This is a genomic window from Hydrogenivirga sp. 128-5-R1-1 (genome assembly GCF_000171895.1).
The window spans coordinates 1-5,065 of the sequence record NZ_ABHJ01000037.1 but is presented as its reverse complement, the minus strand read 5'-3'; the positions used below and the strand labels follow the sequence as shown (position 1 = coordinate 5,065).

At 30.5% G+C, this 5,065-nt stretch carries 4 protein-coding genes and 1 pseudogene; 2 read left to right on the top strand and 3 right to left on the bottom strand.

Going from position 1 to position 5,065, the window contains the following annotated elements; all coding sequences use genetic code 11:
* Both HG1285_RS19750 and HG1285_RS06035 read left to right on the top strand, forming a co-directional pair.
* Positions 1-289 (top strand): annotated as a pseudogene (locus tag HG1285_RS19750) (TlpA family protein disulfide reductase); the annotation flags it as partial.
* Position 290: 1 nt separating this feature from the next.
* Complete coding sequence (locus HG1285_RS06035) at positions 291-1,127, top strand: cytochrome c biogenesis protein CcdA (RefSeq protein ID WP_008288244.1); 837 nt, start codon at positions 291-293, stop codon at positions 1,125-1,127.
* Between the two features lie 10 nt (positions 1,128-1,137).
* On the opposite strand, the gene lpxD is transcribed toward HG1285_RS06035, so the two are convergent.
* The 3 genes from lpxD to bamA all read right to left on the bottom strand — a co-directional run.
* The gene (gene lpxD, locus HG1285_RS06040) at positions 1,138-2,124 is read right to left on the bottom strand and encodes a UDP-3-O-(3-hydroxymyristoyl)glucosamine N-acyltransferase (RefSeq protein WP_008288243.1); all 987 of its coding nucleotides are present in this window, start codon (positions 2,122-2,124) and stop codon (positions 1,138-1,140) included.
* Complete coding sequence (locus HG1285_RS06045; protein ID WP_008288242.1) at positions 2,111-2,626, bottom strand: OmpH family outer membrane protein; 516 nt, start codon at positions 2,624-2,626, stop codon at positions 2,111-2,113. Before HG1285_RS06045 ends, lpxD begins: the two co-directional genes overlap by 14 nt.
* A 21-nt stretch (positions 2,627-2,647) precedes the next feature.
* A partial coding sequence (gene bamA / locus HG1285_RS06050) for an outer membrane protein assembly factor BamA (RefSeq protein WP_008288241.1) occupies positions 2,648-5,065 on the bottom strand: 2,418 nt, incomplete at its 5' end.

The window sequence follows — 5,065 nt, the reverse complement described above, 5'->3', positions numbered from 1 at the left end:
GCTTCCAGAAATATCTTTTTTGCAGGATGAATATGCAAATAAACATGTAAAGTTTTATGCAGTTGTTATAAATACAGATAAAATTAATGAGATAAAAGAAACTAAAGAAAGATGGGGATTTGATATTCCAGTTTTAATTGGAAATTATGAAACTATTAAAAGATACAGGATAATAGGAACACCTATAATATATATATTAAGAAAAGATTTGACTGTTGGAAAAATCTTTTTTGGAGAAACTTCTATAAAAAGATTAAAAAAATACATAAATAAATTTTTAGGAGAGTAGAATGCTGCAAGATATAACACTCTGGACTGCATTTATCGCTGGTCTTTTAAGTTTTGTTTCTCCATGTGTCCTTCCTATTGTTCCTGCATATCTTTCTTATATTACAGGTGCAAGTGCAAATGCAGTTGGACAGGAACAAAGATTTAATATAAAAGCTGTAATACCTGTAATTTTCTTCGTACTTGGATTTTCTACTGTTTTCATACTTATGGGAGCTTCTGCATCTTATATTGGTCAGTTTTTTATGGACTACAAAATGTACATAGCTAAAATTGGCGGAGCCCTTGTGGTATTTTTTGGACTTCACTTTACAGGATTATTTTTAAAGCCTGATTTTAAAAATATTTCCTATGCTGTAGGTCTTTTTATTGTAGCTTTATTTACTTTTGGCTTAATTTCCCTTGAAACATTTTATACTTTTGCTGGAATATGGGCTTCTGTTATGGCTTTATATTTCTTAAAATTACATGAGTTTTTATACAGACAGTTTAAAGTGGAAAAAAGTGGAAAAGCATCAGGGATAAGTTCGTTTATAGTCGGCCTTACATTTGGAGCAGGATGGAGTCCTTGTATAGGACCAATACTTGGTTCTATTTTGATGATTGCTATGAATGAAGGGACTGTTTCAAAAGGAATGATTCTTCTTGCATTATACTCTCTTGGACTTGGAATACCTTTTATTTTAGCAGGTGTACTCTGGACAGGATTTTTAAATATGGTTAAAAAGTTTGGAAGATTTTTTGAAATTGTTGAAATAGTTGGTGGAGTTCTTTTAATTGTTTTAGGATTATTACTTGCTACTGGAAATTTAGAGAAAATCTCTTCATCTTTAACGTAAAAACGAGGGCTTATTTTCGCCCTCTTAAAATTTCAGGAAGTTTGTATAAATAAAACAGTACCTTTTTCCATTTTGACCATTCTACTGCACTAATTCCAGAGCCGTAAACACCTGCTTTATCAATATTTTTACCAACTCCAGATTTTGCTGTTATAATTACATTATCTGTTATAGTTATATGGTCTGCTACTCCAACCTGTCCTGCAAGTATACAGTTATTTCCCACTTTTGAACTTCCAGCTATTCCAACCTGTGATACAAGTATTGTGTTTTCTCCTATCTGAACATTATGTCCTATCATAACAAGGTTATCTATTTTTGTTCCCTGCTTTATAACAGTTTCATCAAGCATTGCCCTGTCTATTGTTACGTTTGCTCCTATTTCAACGTCGTCTTCTATAATGACTTTTCCGATATGCTTTATTTTCCTGTGTTTACCATTTTCCTGATAATAACCAAATCCATCAGATGCAATTACTGTCCCTGAATGTATAATCACTCTACTGCCTATTTTTGTATCTTTATATATACTGACCCTTGGGTATATAACACAGTCATTACCTATTTCTGTATTTTTTCCAATAAATGTAAAAGGATAAATTACAGTGTTATTCCCAATTTTTACATTATCCTCTATTACAACATAATCTCCAATGTAAACATTCTCGCCAATTTCTACTTTTTTACCGATTTTAGCAGTTTTCGCTTTTCTGTATTTAAATTTTTCATCTGGATAAAGAATATCAATAAGCTTGTAAAAAGCAACCTGAGGATTATTAACAACTATTTGTACAACATCAACATCTTCAAAGGGCTCTTTTACAAATACAGCTGCTGCCTTTGTTTTTTTTAAAAGGTCTGACAGCTTTTTATCAGATAAAAATGATATGTCATTTTCTGTTGCATTAAATAAACTTGAAACCCCTGTAATTTCTTTATCTTCTTTAAAGTTATAAAGCTGTCCGTTAAAAATTTCTGCTATTTTACTTAGTTTCATTTTTCTCACCATCTAAAAGGGAAATTATTTTGTCTGTTATATCTATTCTACTGTCCGAATATAAAACAGCTCCGTACATACCATTTGTAAAGATAATATCAATACCTTCTTTATCTGTGTACTCTTTAGCCACAAGTTTTATTTTTTCTATTAATTTTTTTTCGTACTCTTGCTTCATTTGATTGAGCTTTTGCTGTGCATCTATTGTAAGTTGTTGAAGCTGTCTTTGTAGCTGTCTTATTTTTGCCTGCTTTTCAGATTTTGCTTTATCACTTAATAGAGGACTTGCAAGTTGTTTTTGTATTTCTTTTATCTCTCTTTCAATTTTTTGAGCTTTTGATTTAAAGAAGTTAAACTTATCTTCTATCTCCTTTTTTAGTTTCTGACCAGTTTTAGACTCATTCATAACCTTAATTAAATCAACATACGCATATTTTTCCTGTGCTTTTGAAAACACAAAAAGCATAAAAATTGATAAAAAAGATACTGTTAATTTTTTCATACTCCACTCCTTAATTATTTTTTAGAAAAATGTTCCAAGTACAAATCCAAATCTTGCATCACTAATTCCAGCAGGAGCATTTAAAACTTTTCCATAGTAAAGGTCTATAGGTGCCATTGGTGTAACTATCTTTAACCCTGCTCCAACAGAATTATACATCTTCAAATTATTATATCTGTTAAACCCACTTCCACTATCTAAAAACACATACCACCATAAAAATCTCTCAACAAGTGGATGATTTATCTGGAAATTAAATATAAGTTCATTTTTTGCACCAAGAGGATTTAATGCTGTGTCGTAAGGTCCTGCCATACCATAATCAAAACCTCTTACAGTAAAATCTCCACCTACAAAAAAGTATTCATCAAGAGGTATTTCTTTATTAATTTTTTTAACAAAGCCGTATCTTGCTTTAAATGAAAATACAAAATCAGTCCAGAAAAACTTATCAGGGACAAATGCTGTTCCACTAAATACAGCTTTGTAAAAATCTCTTGTACCTGTTCCTGTTTTGAGTGTTAAAGTTAAATCTGTTCCCTTAGTTGGAAGTATCGGATTATCTACACTGTTTCTATTTATAAACCAGTAAATTGAATATAAATCATATTTTCCTGCCTGTCTCTGAATATAAAGAGGTGCAGTTGTTGATACATTCTTATAATCACCACGTTCAAGAGTTATCCCTACTCCTGTTCTGTAATACTCTTTAAATTCTATTGATGCTGTTGGAGAAAATCCAAGTTTTTGAGCTATAAATGTTCCATAATCAACATAACTTTCATATAAATTAAAACCTAAGTCAATAGGTCTATAAAATGCCCATTTGTGAATATATGAAATAGAGTTATTTCTGTACTGGGAACCTATTGTTAAAGAAAGCCCTAAAGTATCACCAGTTCCCATAAAGTTTCCTTTCTTAATGGAAGCAAACAAGGAAAGACCTGTTAACTGACTGTATCCAGCTCCTACTGATATCTGACCTGTAAATCTTTCCTGAACCCGGGTGTCAACATCAAGTTTATTTTCGCCAACAAATTTTGGGTTAAAGCCAACCATATCATAAAATCCAAGACCGTAAAGCCTTGACTGGGAACGGATAAGGTCTTTTCTTTTAAATAAGTCTCCTGGAGCGAACCTTAATTCCCTTCTTATTACATAATCTCTGGATTCGTAATTTCCAAAAATATTTATTTTATTTACATAGAAAATATTTCCTTTGTCAATTTTATAAACAACACTTACAAGTTTATCTTTTCTATCAAGTATTTTTTGACTATCAACATGAGTAAAAAGATAACCAAGCTCTGTGTATTTATCAATTATTTCATTTTTTATTTTCTTTATAATCTCTCCGTTATAATAATCTCCAATTTTTAAATCTCTTTTAAACCTTTCTAAAATTTCACTATCTGTATAAAGGGTGTTATTTTCAAACTTTATAGAAGATAATTTATATCTATCGCCTTCTTTTATAGTGATAAAAATATAGTATTCTTCTCCATTTTTAAGCTGAATTTTTGGCTCTTTTATTTCAACATCAAAAAAACCTTTGTTCAGGTAAAGTTGTCTTATTTTTTCAATATCATCATATAAAACTTCCTTTTGAAGTCTTGGATGAAATCTGAGCTTCCACCAGCATCTTTCTTTTGTTTCCATTACGTCAAGGATTTCATCTTCAGGCACCTGCTTGTTTCCTATTATTACAATGTCCTTAACGTATGCCCTTTGTCCTTCATCTATTTTAAAAACAAGGATATTTCCTTTAAAGTAATAAGATACTTTTGCATTGTAAAATCCTTTTTCTTCATAAAGCTTTAAAATTCTTTTTTTCATTTTTTCTATTTCTTCAATAGAAAAAACTCTTCCTAAACCTTTTTTTAAGGATTGTAATTTCTGAAGAAGTTCGGGACCTGCTGACGAAAACCATGGAATAGTCCCTGTTTCCTGTCTTTCTTCTGTTTGAATACCTAAAGCATCCTCTAAATCCTGTGTATCAACTTCATCATTTCCTTCAAATTCAATTTTCTGAACAACTGGAAGTTCTTTAAATACAAAAATTAAATCAACACCGTTTTCTGTAAATCTTGTGTAAGTTTCTATATCTTTAAAATATCCAAGTTTGTATAAATCTTTGAGAGTAGATGCTATTTTATCTCTTGTTATAACTGCTCCTTTACCAAATGGAATTAAAGGTTTTATTATTTCAGGTTTAAGGTATTTCAAACCTCTAATTTCTATTTTTTCTAATTTGTAAACTTTTTCTATTTGTTGTTGAAATGTTTTATCTGTGTTAATTTCCTGAGAATACGATGAGGTAAAGAGAGTAAGTAAAAATAAAAGGGGCAAAAGCCCCATGTATATTAAGTTGCTGCTGGTTCTTTTTTTCTGGTTGTTTTCTTTTTGGTTTTTGGTTTTTTCACTTTTATTCCAACCTGT

Bases quoted from the DNA above. Each gene is read 5' to 3' on its own strand.
- HG1285_RS06035 (WP_008288244.1), top strand. From the start codon at position 291: ATGCTGCAAGATATAACACTCTGGACTGCATTTATCGCTGGTCTTTTA.
- lpxD (WP_008288243.1), bottom strand. From the start codon at position 2,124: ATGAAACTAAGTAAAATAGCAGAAATTTTTAACGGACAGCTTTATAAC.
- HG1285_RS06045 (WP_008288242.1), bottom strand. From the start codon at position 2,626: ATGAAAAAATTAACAGTATCTTTTTTATCAATTTTTATGCTTTTTGTG.